This is a genomic window from Prevotella sp. HMSC073D09 (assembly GCF_001814145.1).
Lineage (GTDB): Bacteria > Bacteroidota > Bacteroidia > Bacteroidales > Bacteroidaceae > Prevotella > Prevotella conceptionensis.
This window is the reverse complement of the sequence record NZ_KV815154.1, coordinates 1-547: the sequence shown is the minus strand read 5'-3', so window position 1 is coordinate 547 and position 547 is coordinate 1. Positions and strand designations below refer to the sequence as shown.

General features: G+C 63.8%; 1 pseudogene. It reads right to left on the bottom strand.

The window, feature by feature from the left end:
• A pseudogene (locus HMPREF2955_RS14680) lies at positions 1-547 on the bottom strand (sugar-binding protein); the annotation flags it as partial.

Below are 547 nucleotides of genomic sequence, written 5' to 3'. Positions count from 1 at the left end.
TGGTGCAGCACGCCGTCGTAGGCGTATTCGTAGCGCATGCGCTGGCCCTTGTGGTTGGCGGGCTTGGTGAGCGCGGCCAGGTTGCCGTACGCGTCGTACGCCATGTCGTACACCGAGGGCAGCTGCCCGTTGTGCATCGTGATGCGGGTGACGTCGCCCTTGCCGTCCACTTCCGTCGAACGTTCGCGGTACACCCTGCCCGCCTTGTCCATCACCGCAATGTGTCGCGGCAGTCCCACGATGTGGCGTTCGCGCAGTTCGTGGTAGGCGATGTCCGCACGCAGCTCGTAGTCGGTGGCCGTCTCCTTGTAGGATGCCAGGTTGCCGTAGGCGTCGTAGGTGTTGTGCACGGTGGTGCTCATGCTGCCCTGCCCTGTGTTGTCGTAGACCGTCTGCCTAATGGAAACGAGTGCAGGGAACACGCTCGTGCTGTCGTCGCGCTGCCGTACCGCCTCGTAGGTGTTGAGGGTGCCTTGCAGCCTGTTGCCCTGCGCGTCGTACAGCGTCTCGGCGGTGACGAGGTCGTGCATGTACAGGTTGCGGTTGT